This window comes from Devosia sp. (assembly GCF_034675085.1).
GTDB lineage: Bacteria > Pseudomonadota > Alphaproteobacteria > Rhizobiales > Devosiaceae > Devosia.
In genome coordinates this window covers 1-2,423 of record NZ_JAUCDN010000408.1, presented here as the reverse complement: position 1 = coordinate 2,423, position 2,423 = coordinate 1, and the positions used below count along the sequence as shown (strand labels likewise).

General features: G+C 66.4%; 2 protein-coding genes. Both read left to right on the top strand.

Annotation, left to right across the window (positions count from 1 at the left end; genetic code table 11):
* The first annotated feature begins 23 nt into the window (after positions 1-23).
* The gene (locus tag VDP82_RS17030) at positions 24-1,076 is read left to right on the top strand and encodes a LacI family DNA-binding transcriptional regulator (protein WP_323016019.1); all 1,053 of its coding nucleotides are present in this window, start codon (positions 24-26) and stop codon (positions 1,074-1,076) included.
* A 10-nt stretch (positions 1,077-1,086) separates the two neighbouring features.
* A partial coding sequence (locus VDP82_RS17025; protein ID WP_323016018.1) for a DUF5054 domain-containing protein occupies positions 1,087-2,423 on the top strand: 1,337 nt, incomplete at its 3' end.

Below are 2,423 nucleotides of genomic sequence, written 5' to 3'. Positions count from 1 at the left end.
TGAACACGTTTTCATTTTCAAGGATGAATGCCGTGAGCGAAGCGGCGCAAGCCCCACGGGGGCGGGCCACTGCCGAAATGGTCGCCGAAAAGGCCAGGGTGTCGCGCGTCGCGGTTTCGCGGGCGTTCAATCCCCATGCCTCGCTCAAGCCCGAAAAGCGCGAGCTGATCCTGAAAATCGCCCAGGAGCTGAACTATACGCCCGACCGCGCGGCGCGGGCGCTGGTCAGCGGGCGCTCGCATCTGGTGGGCGTCATCGTGCCCGATGTGTGCAGCCACTGGGAAAGCCAGGAAATCGACGCCCTGACCACGGCCCTGCAAAATGAGGGCTTCGCCACGCTGCTGTTCAAGACCCGCACCGACTATTCGATGGACGAGCAGCTGCTGGCCTATATGCGCGGCTTCAACCCCGATTCGGTGATCGCCTTCGTCGAGAACGTCAAGCCGCGCACCCTGGCGCGCTTTCTCGACCGCGCCGTGCCCATCTATGTGCATTACCCCCATACCGGCATGGCCGAAGAGGGAGAGGCCGAAGGGCCGTTGCATGACCGGCTCAACGTGCTCCAGCATGATGGCATCGACCAGGCGGTGGCGCTGCTCCAGGGCTATGGCGCCAGGCGCATCGCCTATCTGTCCGGGCTGGACAAATCCCGCGCCAGCCATGCGCGCGAGCAGACGCTGCGCCGCGTGATGGCCGAGCGCGGCCTGCCCCCGCCCGTTGTGGCGCCGGGCGATTTCAGCTACCAGACCGCCTATCAGGCCACGATCGACCTGTTCAAGGTGGGCGAGGGGGCCGACGCCGTGTTCGCCGCCAATGACGTGGCCGCCTTCGGCGTCATGGACGCGCTCCGCCACGAATTGGGCCTGCGCGTGCCCCAGGACGTCAAGGTGGTCGGCTTCGACGACATCGCCCAGTCGCACTGGAAAAGCTACAACCTCACCACGGTGAAATTCGACCTGGACGAACGGGTGCGCGCCCTGGTGCGCCTCATCAACCGGCGTCTCAACAATCCCGGAGCCCCCGGCTTCCAGGAAACCCTCAACACCCGCCTCGTCGTGCGCGGCACGGTGGGCTGACGGCAGTTTCATGACCGACACCCTGATCCATCTCGTCTTCAAGACCCATCTCGATATCGGCTTCACCGACCATGCCGCGCGGGTGCGCCGGCAATATCACGAGCAGTTCATTCCGCAGGCCATCGCCACGGGCGCGCATTTTTATGCCGAAAATCCCGAGAACCCCGCCTTTGTGTGGACCACCGGGGCCTGGCTGATCTGGGACCATCTCAATTCCCAGGAAAGCGCCAAGGTGCGGATGCTGGAGGAGGCGATCGGGCGTGGCCTGATCACCTGGCATGCCTTGCCCTACACCACCCATACCGAGTTGATGTCGCCGGCGCTGTTCCGCGCCGGGCTCTCCTATGCGCAGGAGCTGGACAGCCGCTTCGGCCGGCGCACCAGCGCGGCCAAGATGACCGACGTGCCCGGCCACACGCTGGGCATGGTGCCGCTTCTGGCCGAGGCGGGGGTGAAATTCCTGCATCTGGGGGTCAATACCGCCAGCCCGGTGCCCGACGTGCCGCCGATCTTCCGCTGGCGCGCGCCCGATGGCAGCGAGGTTGTGGTGATGTATCAGGGCTCCTATGGGGCCACCGATTTTCCCGCCGGAGCCGATATCGGCCTGAGCTTCGCCCATACCAATGACAATATCGGCCCGCAAAGCGTCGGCCAGACGGTGGAGGCGCTGCGCGCTTTGCACCACGCCAATCCCGGCGCCAGGATCGTGGCCTCGACGTTGGACCGGTTCGGCGAGGTGATGTGGGCGCGGCGCGAGGCCTTTCCGGTGGTCGAGCAGGAAATCGGCGACAGCTGGATCCATGGGGCCTCCACCGATCCGCGCAAACTGGCGCGCTTCCGCGCCCTGCAACGGCTTTACGACGGCTGGGAAAGCGAGCCCACACCCGGCCGCCGTGCCTTCGGGCGCGGCCTGGCCATGGTCGCCGAGCACACCTGGGGCGTCGACATCAAGACCTATCTGCGCGACGAAACCGCCTGGGACCGGGCCGATTTCGAAGCGGCGCGCAAGAGCGACTACCGCTTTGCCTATAGCGAGGCGAGCTGGGCCGAACAGCGCGCCTATATCGACGCGGCCATCGGGCATCTGGAAGAGGCGGACCGCGACAGCGCCCGCCAGGCCGAGGCGGAACTGGCCATCCCCGCAACGGCCCCGCCGGCGCCGGGCGCCGTGCTGGCGGATAGTGGCTGGACGGGCAAACTCAATCCCCAAAGCGGCGATATCGCCGAGCTGACCGCGCCGGACGGGCGCGTGCTGCGCGGGAGCGAAGGCACGCTGTTCGGCTATCGCCACGAAAGCTACGACTGGGCGACGCTGCAGACCCATCTCGACACCTCTCTCCTGCACCG

Bases quoted from the DNA above. Each gene is read 5' to 3' on its own strand.
- VDP82_RS17030 (WP_323016019.1), top strand. From the start codon at position 24: ATGAATGCCGTGAGCGAAGCGGCGCAAGCCCCACGGGGGCGGGCCACT.